13 protein-coding genes are annotated in these 14,602 nt (G+C 74.3%); 2 read left to right on the top strand and 11 right to left on the bottom strand.

Annotation, left to right across the window (positions count from 1 at the left end; translation table 11 throughout):
- Positions 1–211 precede the first annotated feature (211 nt).
- Positions 212–721, top strand: coding sequence for an ATP-binding protein (locus tag ACH4TP_RS33390; RefSeq protein ID WP_398185837.1), 510 nt, complete (start codon positions 212–214; stop codon positions 719–721).
- 22 nt (positions 722–743) lie between these two features.
- On the opposite strand, the gene argF is transcribed toward ACH4TP_RS33390, so the two are convergent.
- The 8 genes from argF to ACH4TP_RS33350 all read right to left on the bottom strand — a co-directional run bounded on the left by argF (position 744) and on the right by ACH4TP_RS33350 (position 11,570).
- Positions 744–1,757: an ornithine carbamoyltransferase gene (argF, locus tag ACH4TP_RS33385; RefSeq protein ID WP_398440059.1), complete on the bottom strand. Its 1,014-nt coding sequence runs from the start codon at positions 1,755–1,757 to the stop codon at positions 744–746.
- A 102-nt stretch (positions 1,758–1,859) separates the two neighbouring features.
- Positions 1,860–3,092 (bottom strand): arginine deiminase, encoded by a 1,233-nt coding sequence (locus ACH4TP_RS33380; protein ID WP_398185841.1) that lies wholly within the window; start codon positions 3,090–3,092, stop codon positions 1,860–1,862.
- A 68-nt stretch (positions 3,093–3,160) separates the two neighbouring features.
- Entirely contained in the window at positions 3,161–4,717 is a 1,557-nt protein-coding gene (locus ACH4TP_RS33375) for a hypothetical protein (RefSeq protein ID WP_398440058.1), read from the bottom strand.
- Positions 4,714–4,896: a hypothetical protein gene (locus ACH4TP_RS33370; RefSeq protein WP_398440057.1), complete on the bottom strand. Its 183-nt coding sequence runs from the start codon at positions 4,894–4,896 to the stop codon at positions 4,714–4,716. The genes ACH4TP_RS33375 and ACH4TP_RS33370 overlap by 4 nt, the downstream gene beginning before the upstream one ends.
- Positions 4,897–5,614: 718 nt before the next feature.
- Positions 5,615–8,152 (bottom strand): polynucleotide kinase-phosphatase, encoded by a 2,538-nt coding sequence (locus ACH4TP_RS33365; protein WP_398440056.1) that lies wholly within the window; start codon positions 8,150–8,152, stop codon positions 5,615–5,617.
- The gene (locus ACH4TP_RS33360) at positions 8,149–9,636 is read right to left on the bottom strand and encodes a 3' terminal RNA ribose 2'-O-methyltransferase Hen1 (protein WP_398440055.1); all 1,488 of its coding nucleotides are present in this window, start codon (positions 9,634–9,636) and stop codon (positions 8,149–8,151) included. Before ACH4TP_RS33360 ends, ACH4TP_RS33365 begins: the two co-directional genes overlap by 4 nt.
- 72 nt (positions 9,637–9,708) lie before the next feature.
- The gene (mmuM, locus tag ACH4TP_RS33355; RefSeq protein ID WP_398440054.1) at positions 9,709–10,632 is read right to left on the bottom strand and encodes a homocysteine S-methyltransferase; all 924 of its coding nucleotides are present in this window, start codon (positions 10,630–10,632) and stop codon (positions 9,709–9,711) included.
- A 14-nt stretch (positions 10,633–10,646) separates the two neighbouring features.
- Positions 10,647–11,570, bottom strand: coding sequence for an LLM class F420-dependent oxidoreductase (locus tag ACH4TP_RS33350; RefSeq protein WP_398185859.1), 924 nt, complete (start codon positions 11,568–11,570; stop codon positions 10,647–10,649).
- Positions 11,571–11,815: 245 nt separating this feature from the next.
- Between ACH4TP_RS33350 and ACH4TP_RS33345 the strand changes: the two genes are divergently transcribed.
- Positions 11,816–12,097, top strand: a complete 282-nt coding sequence (locus tag ACH4TP_RS33345; protein WP_389226707.1) for a hypothetical protein — start codon at positions 11,816–11,818, stop codon at positions 12,095–12,097.
- Between the two features lie 107 nt (positions 12,098–12,204).
- Here the strand turns inward: ACH4TP_RS33345 and ACH4TP_RS33340 are convergent, their stop codons facing one another.
- From ACH4TP_RS33340 to ACH4TP_RS33330, 3 genes are all read right to left on the bottom strand, one after another.
- Positions 12,205–12,693, bottom strand: coding sequence for a DUF6099 family protein (locus ACH4TP_RS33340; protein ID WP_389226704.1), 489 nt, complete (start codon positions 12,691–12,693; stop codon positions 12,205–12,207).
- A 126-nt stretch (positions 12,694–12,819) separates the two neighbouring features.
- A complete protein-coding gene (locus ACH4TP_RS33335) occupies positions 12,820–13,227 on the bottom strand; it encodes a nucleotide pyrophosphohydrolase (RefSeq protein ID WP_398440053.1) in 408 nt (135 codons plus the stop codon).
- Positions 13,224–14,348: an ATP-binding protein gene (locus ACH4TP_RS33330; RefSeq protein WP_389226698.1), complete on the bottom strand. Its 1,125-nt coding sequence runs from the start codon at positions 14,346–14,348 to the stop codon at positions 13,224–13,226. Before ACH4TP_RS33330 ends, ACH4TP_RS33335 begins: the two co-directional genes overlap by 4 nt.
- Positions 14,349–14,602: the final 254 nt, after the last annotated feature.

The raw sequence follows: 14,602 nt of genomic DNA, 5'->3' as shown, positions 1-14,602 counted from the left end.
CGCACGGAGGGTATCACCGTACTGTGACCGTCGTCACGAGTGCGCGATAAGGCCGATGGTCCCGGACCGCGGATGACCGAGGTCCCTACCGGGAGGGCGGGGGTGCTCTGGGAAGCGGATATTGCACCTCGTAAGGTTGAAACCAGGACGTCTAGGGATGCCTCCATCCCACTCGCCCCACCCGCCCCTCGGTGAAGGGAGCCTGCCCCCCATGCCCGAAGCCACCGGACCCGTCGCCGCCCGCCCCGGAGCCGCCGCCACCGACACCACGACCGCCGGCCCCGGCACCTCCTGGCGCATCCGACTGCCCCACACCACCGCCGCCGTGCCGATCGCCCGCGCCCTGATCCGTACCGCGCTCACCGACATCGGCCCCGGCGCCGCCGAGCGCCCCGACAGCGACACGGCGGAGCTGCTCACCGCCGAGCTCGTCGCCAACGCCGTCGAGCACACCGCCGGCGCGGGCCCCATCGAGCTGGTCGTCGAGCTGCTCCCGGCGCCCGGCGGCTGTCAGATCGAGGTGCACGACTCCCAGCCCGCCGGTCCCGGCGAGCTCGTCTGCCCCGACCCGGAGGTCGGGGTCGACCCCTGGCAGGAGCACGGCCGCGGCCTGCTCCTGATCCGGGCGCTCAGCAGCGACTGCGGCCACCGCCCCACCGCGCACGGCAAGGCGGTCTGGTTCACGCTCCCCGGGATACCGGCGCAGCGACGCCACCCGTAAAGCCCCGCAGGGCCCGGCAGGGCTACTCCCCCGCCGGATCGCCCATCGTCGCGACCATGACCGCCTTGATGGTGTGCATCCGGTTCTCCGCCTCGTCGAAGACGACCGAGTGCGCCGACTCGAAGACCTCGTCCGAGACCTCCAGCTCGGTCAGACCGTGCCGGGCGTGGATGTCCCGCCCGACGGCGGTGCCCAGGTCGTGGAAGGCGGGCAGGCAGTGCAGGAACTTGACGCCCGGGTTCCCGGTGGCGCGCAGCACGTCCATCGTGACGGAGTACGGGGTGAGGGCGGCGATCCGCTCGTCCCAGACCTCCTTGGGCTCGCCCATGGAGACCCAGACGTCGGTGACGACGAAGTCGGCCCCGGCGACCCCCTCGGACACGTCCTCGGTGAGGGTGACCCTGGCGCCGCTGGTCTCGGCGAGCCCGCGGGCCGCGGCGACGACCTCCTCGGCCGGCCAGTAGGCCTTCGGGGCGACGATCCGGACGTCCATGCCGAGCAGGGCGCCGGTGACCAGGTAGGAGTTGCCCATGTTGAAGCGGGCGTCGCCCAGGTAGGCGAAGGCGATCCCGTCGAGCGGCTTGTCGCTGTGCTCGGTCATGGTGAGCACGTCGGCCAGCATCTGGGTGGGGTGCCAGTCGTCGGTGAGGCCGTTGAAGACGGGCACGCCCGCGAAGGCGGCGAGCTCCTCGACGTTCGCCTGGCTGTCCCCCCGGTACTCGATGCCGTCGAACATCCGGCCGAGGACCCGGGCGGTGTCCTTCACCGACTCCTTGTGGCCGATCTGCGAGCCCGCGGGGTCGAGGTAGGTGGTGGAGGCGCCCTGGTCGGCGGCGGCGACCTCGAAGGCGCAGCGGGTGCGGGTCGAGGTCTTCTCGAAGATCAGGGCGATGTTCCGGCCGCGCAGCCGCTGCACCTCGGCGCCCGCCTTCTTGGCGGCCTTGAGCTCGGCGGCGAGCGCGATCAGGCCGCGGAACTCCTCGGCGGTGAAGTCCAGCTCCTTGAGGAAGTGGCGGCCGATGAGGTCTGTGGCCATGGGACGCGCTCCTATGGGTACGGGTCGGGAGGACGGCGGGCGATACTCTGGAAGTGTATACACACTTCAACATTTCTATACAGCCCCCTCCCGTCCCCGCCCTCAGGCGGCGTCCCGCTCCACCGGACAGCTCATGCAGCGCGGGCCGCCCCGCCCCCGGCCCAGCTCGCTGCCCGGGATCTCGATCACCTCGATGCCCTGCTTGCGCAGATGCGTGTTCGTCGTGACGTTCCGCTCGTACGCGACGACCACCCCCGGTTCCACGGCCAGCACGTTGCACCCGTCGTCCCACTGCTCGCGCTCCGCCGCGTGCACGTCCTGGGTCGCCGTGAGCACCCGGACGTCCTGGAGTCCGAGGGCCGCCGCGATGGCGCTGTGCATCTGCTCCGGCGGATGGTCGGTGACCCGCAGGGACTGCCCCACGTCACCCGGTTCGATCGTGTACGAGCGGAGCATGCCGAGCCCCGCGTACTGCGTGAACGTGTCCTGGTCGACCATCGTCATCACCGTGTCCAGGTGCATGAACGCGCGCCGCTTCGGCATGTCGAGCGCGACGATCGTGCGCGCCGAACCGGCCGCGAACATCCCCCGGGCCAGCATCTCCACCGCCTGCGGGGTGGTCCGCTCGCTCATCCCGATCAGCACGGCGCCGTTGCCGATGACGAGGACGTCCCCGCCCTCGATCGTCGACGGGTAGTCCGACTGCCCCTCCGACCAGTGGTGGAAGGGACCCGCCTCCGGGCCCGTGAACAGCGGGTGGTGCTTGTAGATCGCCTCGAAGTGCACCGTCTCGCGCTGCCGGGCCGGCCAGCGCATCGCGTTGATGGAGACGCCGTCGTAGATCCAGGCCGAGGTGTCCCGGGTGAAGAGGTGGTTCGGCAGCGGGCCGAGGACGAAGTCGTCCAGGTCCAGGGCGTGGAAGCGGACCGAGGTCGGCTCCCGGAACGCCGCCAGGAACTCCCGCTTCGTCATGCCGCCCACCAGCGCCTCGCCGAGCGCGGCGGCGTCCAGCGAGTCGAAGGACGCGCGGAGGTGGTCGGCGGCGAGCGGCCCGTACTCCTTCTCGTCGAAGACCCGGTCGAGGACCAGCGCGCGGGCCGCCGGAACCTCCAGGGACTCGCGCAGCAGGTCCCCGAAGAGGTGCACCTCCACTCCCCGGTCGCGCAGCACGTCCGCGAAACCGTCGTGCTCCTGCCGGGCCCGCCGCACCCACAGCACGTCGTCGAAGAGGAGGGCGTCCTTGTTGGACGGGGTGAGCCGCTTCAGCTCCAGATCGGGCCGGTGCAGGATGACGCGGCGCAGCCGCCCGGTCTCGGAATCGACATGGAATCCCATACGACCATCCTGACGGAGCCGGGCGCCCCTGGCCCGCCTTTCGACACCGCCGTCGGGCGTGGGGGCGGTCATTCGTCGTCCCAGTCGTCGAAGTCGTCGAAGTCGGAGCCGGGTCGGGCGGGCCTGGTGCTCCGGGAGGTCCGGCCGGGCCGCTCGCGGGGCTCCCGGTCGTACGGGTCGTCGCGGTCGTACCGGTCGTTCCGCTCGTACGCGTCGGGTTCGTAGCGGTCGTGGCCGTCGTCGAAGCCGTCGTCACGGCGTCCCCGGGACCGCTCCCATTCCCGCTCCCGTTCTTGTTCCCGCTCCCGTTCTCGTTCGGAGCCGGACTCGACGCGGGTCGGTTCGTACACGCGGGGGGCGTGCGGGGCCCCGCCGTGCTCCTCGTCCCGGTCCGGGGCGCTCGGCTCCGGGGAGGCCTCCTCCAGGGCGCGCGGTCGGCACGGGCCGTCGCCGGTCCGGGAGCGCAGGTACAGGAGCACCTGGTACATCTGCTCGCCGATGTCGTGCCGTTCGAGGACGCCGGTGTCCAGGAGCCGGCCGAGGACCCTCAGGTAGTCCTCCTGGCCCTCGCGCCGCTCCCGCTGGAGCCGGGTGCGGATCTCCCACTGCCTGTCGGGGTGCGTCGCCATGTGGTGGGCGATCTGGGCGAGGTCGCCGCGCCGGAGGAGGTCCTCCAGCTCGCGGGCCCGTTCGGCGACCAGGGCGCGGTCCGCCGCCTCCCTGCGCCGCGCCGCCTCGGCGACGCGCTCGTCGGCCTCCATGCTGACGCCGGCCCGGTCGCGCCGGGAGACCTCGGCCCGGACGGAGGCGTCGAGGTCGATGAAGACGAGGACCCGGGTGCGCAGTCCGATGTCCCGGCCGAAGCCGAGGCGGCCGGTGGCGAGTTCCTCGCGCACGGCCTCGTCGGCGCGCTGCGCCTCGGTGATCCGGAACCGCCGGGACAGCCTGCGCAGGCCGTCGAGCAGCTCGTCGCGGAGCAGCTCGGCGACGTCCTCGACCTGCTCCTGGACGACGAGGTACGGGTCGGTCACCACCCACTGGACCTTGACGACGGCGTCGAAGAAGACCCCGTCGCCGGCGGCCGGCAGCCGGAGCCGGAACTCGGTGACGTTGCGGCCGAGTCGCACCTCGAAGACGGTGTACGGGGAGCCGAACAGGGGCTTGTCGACGTCCTGGACGCGGTCCGGCCAGACCACCCGGTGGCCGCCGTTGCGGTAGAGGAGCACGGCGGCGACCCGGCCGCTGCGGCGGCGGTACGGGGGCGCGTACTCGCCGATGAGGGGGCCGCGCGGCCGTCCGGTGGCCGCCGCGCGCCGCCGCGTCCGGGGCCGCGCCCGCTGCTCCGCCCCCTCGTCCGGGGCGGGGCCGTCGTCGAGGTCCGCGTCCGGGTCCGGGTCCTCGTCCCGGTCGCGGCCGCCGGGGTGGTGTCCGCCGTTCTGCCCCTCGTACGGCCGCGGTTCGTACCGCTCCCGTTCGTACCGCTCCCCCTCGTACCGCTGCCGCCGTCTCTCCCGTCCGTCCTGTGCGCCGTAGCGCTCCCGGCCGTCCTGTCCCCCGTGCCGCTGCCGTTCGTCGCGGTCCCGCTCCTCCGGCCGCGCGTTCCTGTTCTGCTCGGGCCCGGTCATCGGCTCGCTCCTTCCGTCACGGCGTCCCGCATCCGGCGCGCCGCACTCCTGTCCAGGGGCCGGTCACGCTCCCGGACCAGTTCGTTCAGCAGTCCCCCGAGCCGGTCCCGGTCCCGGCGGTCCACCGCGAGGAGCGGCAGGAAGGCGCGGACGTGCCGGAGCGCCCCTGGGACCTTCACGGCGCGCCGCAGCAGCCCGGCGGGTCCGGGCGCGAGCCGGGGCGGGAGGAGCAGGGGGCGGGACGGGTCCCCGGGCGAAGCGCGCGGAGTCGTCGGCGCCGGGCCGGGAGCCCTCGGAGAAGACGCCGCCGCCCCGGTCGTCCCGCTCGGGGCCGGGGTCCGGGGTGTCGTTCCCGGTCGCCGCCCCGTCCTGGTCGCTCACTCCGGTTCACCCGCCCCCGCGGGCGGGCCCCCGCGGATGCCGGTGGCCCCCCCGTGGAACGTGTCGCCGTGGACGTCGAGCAGGTCTCCCCCGAGGGGGAACATGCGGTTCCCGCCCCCGGTCAGGGGCGTTGGGCCGTCCCCCCGCGACGGCCCAACGCCGGTCCCCACGCGGGCCGGCCGGCGGTGCGCCGGCCCGGCGTACCGCCCGCCCTCGACGACCCCGTTCCCGTACAGCCGGTCGGGGACGACGGACCAGCCGGAGAGACTCATCGCCGCTCACCCCCGTACCGTCCGCGGGCCCTCCGGGGAAGACCGACCGGCGCTTTCGCGTGTGTGTTCCCACCTCGTGTGGCGCGCTCCGACACTCTGTTGACGCCGTGTCACTTCATGGGGTGAAGAACGCTAGAGGGTGCCGAAGACACGCGTCACCGGGCGCGAGGGGGCGCAGGGGAGCGCCGCCCTCCGCCCTCCTGCGCCCCCGAGGGGGCTGCCCGGTCGCCCGGGCCCGTGGGGCTCAGAGTCTCGGGTCCACCGGCTCCGACTCCAGCGCGAGGACCGCGAAGACGGCCTCGTGGACGCGCCAGAGCGGTTCCCCGTCCGCGAGGCGGTCGAGGGCCTCCAGTCCGAGGGCGTACTCGCGCAACGCGAGCGAGCGCTTGTGGCCGAGGAAGCGCTGCCGGAGCCGCTCCAGGTTCTCCGGGCGGGTGTACTCGGGGCCGTAGATGATCCGCAGGTACTCCCGGCCGCGCACCTTCACGCCCGGCTGCCCGAGCCGTCCCCTGCCGTCGCGGACGAGCGCCGCGAGCGGCTTGACGACCATGCCCTCGCCGCCCGCGCCGGTGAGCTCCAGCCACCAGTCGGTGCCCGCGCGGACCGAGGCCTCGTCGCCGGTGTCGACGACGAGCCGGCGGGTGACCTGGAGCAGCCCGGTCGGGTCGTGCTCGACGAGCCGGTCGAGCCAGGCCAGCTGCTCGTCGTGCGGCACGGCCGCGAGCGAGCGCCCGCGCGCCGCGAGCAGCTGGAACGGCGCGAACCGCACCCCCTCCAGACCCTCGGTCGGCCAGCAGTAGCGGCGGTACGCCTCGGTGAACGCTCCCGCGTCCGCCGCCCGCTCGCGCTGCTTCGCGAGCAGCCCGTCGATCCCCTCGACCCCGCGCGCCACCGCCTGCTCCAGGGCGGCGACCGCGCCCGGGAAGACGGCCCCGGAGGCCGCGCCGACCGCCGCGTACTGCGCGCGGAGCAGCCCGGCCGACTTGAGCGACCACGGCATCAGCTCGCCGTCGAGCAGCAGGAAGTCCGTGGAGAGCTCGTCCCAGAGCCCGGCGGCGCCGATCGCGGTCCGCAGCCGGCCGAGGACCTCCTCGGTGACGTCGGAATCGTCGAAGAACGGCCGTCCGGTACGGGTGTACAGCGCGCCCGTCACCCCGTCGACGCCGAAGCGCTCGCGGGCCGCGTCCTCGTCGCGGCAGACCAGGGCCACGGCCCGGCAACCCATGTGCTTCTCCTCGCACACGACCCGTTCGACGCCGTCCGCCCGGTACTGGGCGAAGGCCTCGGCCGGGTGCTCCAGGTAGCCCTCCTCCTTCGAGGTGGCGGTGGGCGCCATCGTCGGCGGCAGGTAGGCGAGCAGCCGCGGGTCGACCGCGAACCGGCTCATGACCTCCAGGGCCGCCGCCGCGTTCTCCTCGCGCACGGCGACGTTCCCGCCGTGGCGGGTCTCCACGGTCCGCCGCCCGTGCACGTCGGCCAGGTCCAGGGGCCGCCCCTCGTGCCCGCCGGGCGCCCCGGTGGCGAGCGGCCGGGCCGGCTCGTACCAGACGCGCTCGGCCGGCACGTCGACGAGCTCGCGCTCCGGCCAGCGCAGCGCGGTCATCTTCCCGCCGAAGACGGCCCCGGTGTCGAGGCAGATCGTGTTGTTGATCCAGGAGGTGTTCGGCACGGGCGTGTGCCCGTACACGACGGTGGCCCGGCCCCGGTACTCCTCCGCCCACGGGTAGCGCACGGGCAGTCCGAACTCGTCGGTCTCGCCCGTGGTGTCCCCGTACAGCGCGTGCGAGCGGACCCGTCCGGAGGTCCGGCCGTGGTACTTCTCCGGCAGACCGGCGTGGCAGACGACGAGGTTCCCGCCGTCGAGGACGTAGTGGCTGACGAGGCCCTCGATGAACCGTCCGACCTCCGCCCGGAACTCCTCGCTCTCCCGCCCCAACTGCTCGACGGTCTCGGCGAGTCCGTGCGTCTCCTGCACCTTCCGCCCCTTGAGCCACCGGCCGAGCTTGTTCTCGTGGTTGCCCGGGACGCACAGGGCGTCGCCCGCCGCGACCATCGCCATGACGCGGCGCAGGACGCCCGGCGAGTCGGGGCCCCGGTCGACGAGGTCGCCGACGAAGACGGCCGTCCGCCCCTCGGGGTGGTGTCCGTCGACGTAGCCGAGCTTCGCGAGCAGGGTCTCCAGCTCGGAGCGGCAGCCGTGGATGTCGCCGATGATGTCGAAGGGTCCGGTGAGGTGCCGCAGGTCGTTGAAGCGGCGCTCCAGGACGACCTCGGCGGCCTCGACCTCCTCCACCGAGCGCAGCACGTGCACCTTGCGGAAGCCCTCGCGCTCCAGGCCGCGCAGCGAACGGCGCAGCTCGCGCCGGTGGCGCTGGATGACGTGCGCGGGCATGTCCGCCCGGTCGGGCCGTGCGGCGTTCCGGCTGCGGCACACCTCCTCGGGCAGGTCGAGGACGATCGCGATCGGCAGCACGTCGTGGGCCCTGGCCAGCTGGACGAGCTGGCGCCGGGCCTCCTGCTGCACGTTGGTGGCGTCGACGACGGTCAGCCGCCCGGCCGCGAGGCGCTTGCCCGCGATGTAGTGGAGGACGTCGAAGGCGTCCCGGCTCGCGGACTGGTCGTTCTCGTCGTCGGCGACGAGCCCCCGGCAGAAGTCGGAGGAGACGATCTCGGTCGGCTTGAAGTGGCGCCGGGCGAAGGTGGACTTGCCGGAACCGGTGGCACCGACGAGCACCACGAGGGAGAGATCGGTGACGGGCAGGACGCGGGTCCCGGTGGTCATCTCGGTCCCTCCTTCTCGGTTTCGGTACGGCTTTCGGTACGGCTTTCGGTGCGACTGAAGACGGCCATCTGGGTCGGCGGCCCGACCTCCGGGTCCTCCGGTCCCACGGGGGCGAACTCGACCCCGTACCCGTACTGCCCGGCGATGCCGACCGCCCAGTCCCGGAACTCCTCCCGGGTCCATTCGAAGCGGTGGTCGCCGTGCCGGACGTGCCCGGCCGGGAGCGACTCCCAGCGCACGTTGTACTCGACGTTCGGCGTGGTCACGACGACCGTACGGGGCCGGGCCGAGCCGAACACCGCGAACTCCAGGGCCGGCAGCCTCGGCAGGTCCAGGTGCTCGATCACCTCGCTGAGCACGGCCGCGTCGTACCCGGCCAGCCGCTTGTCGGTGTACGCGAGCGAACCCTGCGTCAGCTTCACCCGGGCCGCCTGCCGCTCCCCCATCCGGTCGAGGCGCAGCCGGCGCGCGGCGATGCCCAGGGCCCGCGCGGACACGTCGACACCGACGATCTCGGTGAAGCGCGGGTCCTTGAGCAGGGCCTGCACCAACTGCCCCTGCCCGCAGCCGAGGTCGAGCACGCGGCTCGCGCCCGCCGCCGTCAGGGCGCCGAGGATCGCCTCCCGCCGCTGCTCGGCGAGCGGCACCGGACGCTCCTCCGTGTCGGTGGTCTCGTCGACGGCGTTGTCGACGTCCTCGACGTCCAGGCCCTCGGCCTCGGCGAGCCGGACCAGTTCGAGCCGCTCCGTCGCCTCACGGGCCAGGCCCCAGCGGCGCGAGAGGTAGCGGGCGGTGATCAGCTTCCGCTCGGGGTGTCCGGCCAGCCAGCCGTCACCGGCGCGCAGCAGCTTGTCGACCTCGTCGGGCGCCACCCAGTAGTGCTTGGCGTCGTCGAGCACGGGCAGCAGGACGTACAGGTGGTTGAGGGCGTCCGCGAGCCGCAGCTCGCCCTCCAGGACGAGACGCACGTACCGCGAGTCGCCCCACTCGGGGAACTCCCCGTCGAGCGCCACCGGTTCGGCGTCCACCGTGTCCCAGCCCAGCGGCCCGAACAGCGCTCGCACCAGCTCCGCACCGCCCCGGGCGGGGAGCGCGGGGACCTCGACGCGCAGCGGCAGCGGCGCGGCGGCCCGCTCGGGCATCGCCTTGCACTCGCCGTGCAGCGCGGTCTTGAAGACCTTGGCGAGCGCGACCGCCAGCAGCGAGGACGCCGCGTAGGGCCGGTCGTTCACGTACTGCGCGAGCGCCGCGTCCGGGGCGCCGCCCCGGCCCTTGCCCTTGCCGCGGCGCACCAGCGCCACGGGGTCCACCTCCAGGAGGAGTGCCGCCGTGCACCGCTCGGCGCTCGCCTCGGGATAGAGGACGTGCGCCGTGCCGTGCGAGGTCGAGAACGCCTGGGCCCGCTCGGGGTGCTTGTGCAGCAGGAAGCCGAGATCGGTCGCGGGTCGCTCCGGGTTGCCGGTCGTACTGATCGTCAGGAACACACCTTCGAGTATGGTTCGCCCCTCCCCTCCCCACGAGGCATTTTCCGCGCCGCCGGGCCCGGGGGCGCGGCCTCAGCCGGTGCTGTCACCGCCCTCCGCCGCCAGGGCCCCGGCGAGCGCGCCGATCGTGGCCGGGCCGACCCGGCAGCAGCCGCCGACGAGCCGGGCGCCCTTCTCCGCCCAGCCGACGGCCCACGCCGGGTCGAAGGCCATGTCCCCGCTCCAGCCCCGCGCCCGGGCGTCCCACCGCTCCCCGCTGTTCGGGTAGACCACGGCCGGCTTCCCGGTCACGGCCACGGCGAGCTCCACGGCGTCCCCCGCCTCGGCCGGGTCGCAGCAGTTCACCCCGACCGCCACGACCTGCTCGTTCCCCTCGGCGACCGCGAAGGCCTCCGCGAGGTCCTGCCCGGCCCGGGTCCGCCCGCCCTCGACGGTGTACGAGAGCCACACCGGCACCCCGCACCCCTCGACCGCCCGCAGCAGTGCCTCGGCCTCCTCCGCGTCCGGAACGGTCTCCAGGGCCAGGACGTCCGGCGCCGCCCCGGCGAGCGCCTCGATCCGGGGCCGGTGGAACCGTTCGAGCGCGGCCACGGACAGCCCGTACCGTCCCCGGTACTCGCTGCCGTCCGCGAGCATCGCCCCGTACGGCCCGACGGACGCGGCGACCCACACCTCCTCCCCGACGGCCCCCGCCGCCCTCCTGGCCAGCTCCACGCTCCGTGCGAGCAGCCCCGCCGCCTCCTCCCGGCCCGTGCCCCGCCGGGCGAAGCCCTCGAAGGTGGCCTGGTAGCTGGAGGTGATCAGCACCCGCGCCCCGGCCCGCACGTAGGCCGCGTGGGCCGCCTCGATCTGCTCGGGCCCGTCGGCGAGGAGCCGCGCGGACCAGAGCGCGTCCGAGAGGTCGCAGCCCTGTGCCTCCAGCTGGTTGGACAGCCCGCCGTCGAGGACGAGCGTCCCCGTCCCGAGGGCTTCGGCGAGCGTACGGCCCGGTCTCATCGGTTCGCCCCCGCTCATGCCAGCTGCGACTGGACCCGGGCGGAGATCAGCTCCAGGTGGTCCAGGTCGTCCAGGTCCAGGACCTGGAGGTAGACCCGGGAGGAGCCGATCGCCGCGTACCGTCCGAGCTTGTCGACGACCTCCGCGGGCGAGCCCGCGAGCCCGTTCGCCCTGAGCTCGTCCACGTCCCGGCCGATGGCCGCGGCCCGGCGGGCCACCTCGGCGTCGCCCTTGCCGACGCAGACCACCAGCGCGTTCGAGTACACCAGGTCGTCCGCCGGACGCCCGACCGCCTCGGCGGCGGCCCGGACCCGGCCGAACTGCCGCTCGCTGTCCTCGACGGAGGCGAACGGGATGTTGAACTCGTCCGCGTACCGCGCGGCGAGCCGCGGCGTACGGCTCGCGCCGTGCCCGCCGATCAGCACCGGGATCCTGGACTGGGCCGGCTTCGGCAGCGCGGGCGAGTCGGTGAGCCGGTAGTGCTCCCCCTCGTAGCTGAAGGTCTTCCCCACCGGGGTCTCCCACAGCCCGGTGACGATCGCCAGCTGCTCTTCGAGGCGGCCGAACCTCTCCTTGGGGAAGGGGATGCCGTAGGCCTTGTGCTCCTCCTCGAACCAGCCCGCGCCCAGCCCCAGTTCGACGCGGCCGCCGGACATCCGGTCCACCTGGGCCACCTGGATGGCGAGGACCCCGGGGAGCCGGAAGGTGCCGGCCGTCATCAGGGTGCCGAGCCGGATCCTCTTCGTCTCCCGCGCCAGGCCGGCCAGCGTGATCCAGGCATCCGTCGGCCCGGGGAGCCCGTCGCCGGACCCCATGCTGAGGTAGTGGTCGGAGCGGAAGAAGGCGTCGAAGCCGAGCTCCTCGGTGGCCCGGGCCACCGCGAGGAGGGTGTCGTAGTCGGCCCCCTGCTGGGGTTCCGTGAAGATGCGGAGATCCATGCCTCCATCCTGCACCGTCGGGTGCGTGTCAACCTCGCCGTCAGCTCCCCGTCCGCACCGGCTCGGTCGGGTGAATATCCGTCCCCTTGGCGGGCCGCGTCCGCCCTGGCCAGTGACCGGGGCCCGGCACCCGTCGTTGGCTCGGGCGGAGCCGGACCGCCCGGCCCGCGTGCCGGCGGCCCCTGCCGGTGCGTCTCCCTCACGCCCCCGCCCTCGGCGGCGGGGCCCGGGCCGAGGAGGCCGCCATGTCCCAGGAAGCCGCGCCGGAGCGGGCCGTGCCCGAACAGCCGGTGCCCCAGTCCGTGCCCGAGCAGAAGGGCGCCGGAGCCCCCAAGGGCCTGCTCCAGCAGATGGAGGAGCTGATGGCGGCGCTCTCCGCCGACCTCTCCCAGCTGGACGCCGACCTCCAGTCCACGTCCGACCGCCACACCCCGGAACCCCAGCCCCAGCCGCAGCCGCACCACCAGTCCGAGCCCCAGCCACAGCGGCAGCCCCACCCCGAGCACCGCCACCCCGGTCAGCACTGACCCGAGCAGCAGGACCACCGCCGGCACCATCCCGGCCGGCAGCACCCCGGCCGGAACCGCCCCGGGCCGCAGCAGCCCGACCAGGCCCGCCGGCTCCCCGCGCACCCCTACCACGACGGGCCCCGCCCCGGGCCCGCTCGGCCTCGGGCGGGGTCGGGCGGGCGGGCGCGCTCCCCGTCGCGCACGGCGAGGCGCCGCAGCATCCCGCGCACCCGGTCGCTCGCCTCGTCGGCGGCGTCGATGGCCTCGATGCACTGCCAGTACAGCCCCTCCTCGTCGGTGGCGCAGGCCACCCCCACGAGCGCGATCCCCACCTCCCCGAGAAGCTCCCCGAGCGCGGTCAACGCCCCGCACGGGTCCGCGACTTCGGTCAGCCGTCCCGCGCGCGGCCCGTCCGCGCCCCAGGTCGGGTACTCCCCGGTCTCGCTCAGACCCCGCGCCTCGCCCCGCAGCTCCAGCGGTCCGCAGAGCGCGAGGTGACTCCCTATCGCCTGGGCGAGCGCCTGGGCCTGCCAGGCCTCCGCCACGATGTCCTGCGCCGTCCCGCTCTCCGCCAGCGCGTGCCGGCCGAGCGCGATGAGTCGCTCCGCTTCCATCAACGCCGCCCCCGTTCGTACGACTTACTGCCCACTCAATCCACTACCCAGAGTGAGGCCGCCTGAGCCTCTCCAGCAGAGGAATTCGGAAATCTGTGGACAGGAAGCCTGACGGGGAAAAGTCGATCACTCCGAAGAGTGACGATCTTCGTCCGTGGTACCGCCGGAGGCGCCCTCTTCGCCCCCGCCCTCACCCCCTCCGCCCCGCCGCCTGACGGGGAATCGGACCTCGTTGCGGTCGATCTTGGCCGCGAGCGCCGCCAGCGGATCGACTCCGAGCACCTGGCAGAACTGGAAGAGGTAGGCGAGCACGTCCGCGACCTCGTCGGCGACCCGGTGCGCCGACTCCGGGTCGTCCATCACCCGCTCCGCCTGCTCCGGCGTCAACCACTGGAAGATCTCCAGGAGTTCCGCCGCCTCCACGCTGAGGGCCGCCGCCAGGTTCTTGGGGGTGTGGTAGGGCTGCCAGTCGCGTGCCGCCGCGAATTCGGCCAGCCTGCGCTGCAGCCCCGCCACGTCGTTGTCGTCCGTCACCCGCCCAGGTCTACCACCGTCACCCCGGGCGTCCGGCGCGCCTCCCCCGCCGAACGTTCGCCGACCGTGCCCACGACCCGGATGTGGCCGTCGGCGGCGATGTCCGTCGCGAGCCGCAGCAGTTCGCCCACCTGCCGCCCGTCGAGGCCCCGGTCCAGGCCGTCGGCCAGCAGCGTCAGGCTCTGCATGGCGTCCGGTACCTCGGCGATCCGGTCCATCTCCAGGACCCCGGGGCCCGTGAGCAGGGTGAGCGCGAGGGCCAGGTAGCGGAGTTCGCCGTCGCCGAGGCGGCCGAGCGGGGTCGCGGTCCGGCGGCCGCGTTCGAGGACCGCGCGGACGGTGCCCTCGGGGAGTTCCTGCACGCCGAGGCCGGTGACGGGGCCCGTGCAGCCCGCGCCGGCGACGGCGGCGAGGCGCTGGTGACGGCGCGGGCAGTCGGTGTGGGTGCGGTGCAGCACTTCGGCGAGGTTGCCGCAGCCGCGCCGCAGCCGCCCCTCGCCCGGCGGCACGGGGGCCCGCATCCGCTCGGGCCGGGGGTCGCAGGCGAAGACGGACCGCAGCCCGATGACGACCTGTTCGGCGGCGGCCAGGACCTCCCGCTGGCCCTGGGTCTTGCCCGCGACCCGCAGCGGCAGCAGGGCCGTGCCGAGCAGGTCGTCCGGGAGCGGGGCCCGGGTGACGGGGGTGGCGCCCGCCGTGTGCCACTCGGCCTGGACGGTGCTCCGGCCGGGGTCGCGGAGCGCGGTGGCGAGCAGGGTGCGGCCCCGGCCGGTGAGCCGCTCGCCGACGATCCGGAGCTGCGGCTCGGCCTGCACGGCGAGGTCCAGGCGGACGGGGCCCGCGGGCCCGTCGACCGTGCATCCGATCCGGAAGCCGCGCCTGCCCTGGGCGTCGGGCCGGGCGCTCTCGGGGACGCAGTCGTCGGCGTCGGGGAACACCTCGTGGAGCGGGTCCCCCGCGCCGAGCCGGGCCAGGGCCTCGTACGCCCGCAGAGCGGTGGACTTGCCGCTGCCGCTGGGCCCGGCGAAGAGGGTCACGGGCCCGAACTCGTACACGGCGGAGCGGAGACCGGCGAAGGCGGACAGCCGCAGCTCGGTGACGGCGGGCCGGCCCCGGACCACCCCGCCCCGGCCCTCCGCCCCGACCGGCCCCTCCGCCGGGACCGGACCCCGCGCCTCGGGGACGGAGGCACGGAGCCCGGTGGAGCGGGGTCCGGAAGCACGGGCGTCGGAACCACGGAGGTGGGAACCACGAGCGCCGGGAGCGCGGACGTCGGACCCCTGCGCACCAGAGGCACAGGCATCGGAAGCGGGCGCGACAGCGGAGGCGAGAACCGGAGAAGAAACCGAAGAAGGAGAAGCCGGAACCGAGGAAG

The organism is Streptomyces sp. NPDC021012 (assembly GCF_044333355.1).
Lineage (GTDB): Bacteria > Actinomycetota > Actinomycetes > Streptomycetales > Streptomycetaceae > Streptomyces.
This window is presented reverse-complemented; position numbering and strand designations above follow the sequence as displayed.

Excerpts from the sequence above, each read along its gene's own strand:
- ACH4TP_RS33365 (WP_398440056.1), bottom strand. The coding sequence starts at position 8,152 with ATGACCACCGGGACCCGCGTCCTGCCCGTCACCGATCTCTCCCTCGTG.
- ACH4TP_RS33380 (WP_398185841.1), bottom strand. The coding sequence starts at position 3,092 with ATGGGATTCCATGTCGATTCCGAGACCGGGCGGCTGCGCCGCGTCATC.
- ACH4TP_RS33340 (WP_389226704.1), bottom strand. The coding sequence starts at position 12,693 with ATGGAAGCGGAGCGACTCATCGCGCTCGGCCGGCACGCGCTGGCGGAG.
- mmuM (WP_398440054.1), bottom strand. The coding sequence starts at position 10,632 with ATGAGACCGGGCCGTACGCTCGCCGAAGCCCTCGGGACGGGGACGCTC.
- ACH4TP_RS33375 (WP_398440058.1), bottom strand. The coding sequence starts at position 4,717 with ATGACCGGGCCCGAGCAGAACAGGAACGCGCGGCCGGAGGAGCGGGAC.
- ACH4TP_RS33350 (WP_398185859.1), bottom strand. The coding sequence starts at position 11,570 with ATGGATCTCCGCATCTTCACGGAACCCCAGCAGGGGGCCGACTACGAC.
- ACH4TP_RS33345 (WP_389226707.1), top strand. The coding sequence starts at position 11,816 with ATGTCCCAGGAAGCCGCGCCGGAGCGGGCCGTGCCCGAACAGCCGGTG.
- argF (WP_398440059.1), bottom strand. The coding sequence starts at position 1,757 with ATGGCCACAGACCTCATCGGCCGCCACTTCCTCAAGGAGCTGGACTTC.
- ACH4TP_RS33390 (WP_398185837.1), top strand. The coding sequence starts at position 212 with ATGCCCGAAGCCACCGGACCCGTCGCCGCCCGCCCCGGAGCCGCCGCC.